Source organism: uncultured Shewanella sp. (assembly GCF_947495455.1).
In the GTDB taxonomy this organism is placed as follows: domain Bacteria; phylum Pseudomonadota; class Gammaproteobacteria; order Enterobacterales; family Shewanellaceae; genus Shewanella.
Genome location: NZ_CANLZC010000316.1, coordinates 1 through 217, shown reverse-complemented (window position 1 = coordinate 217; position 217 = coordinate 1). Strand labels below are relative to the sequence as shown.

At 40.1% G+C, this 217-nt stretch carries 1 pseudogene; it reads left to right on the top strand.

The annotated features are described in order from the left end of the window. Nucleotides 1-217, top strand: a pseudogene (locus Q0791_RS25225) (ISNCY family transposase); the annotation flags it as partial.

Genomic DNA, 217 nt, shown 5'->3' with positions numbered 1-217 from the left:
TACAATACGATAAAGTCATTTACCTACTTGACCCAACAGAGAAAACCAAGCGGTTAGTCAACAAACGGGTCATGATTTATGACTATCCTGATGGCACGATAGCCATACGTCATTGTGGTGAAGACTTAACATATAGTGTGTTTGATACCTTAAGGCATGTTCAGCAAGGAGATATCGTCAATAATAAACGTTTAGGCGCGGCATTAGCGTTTGCAAA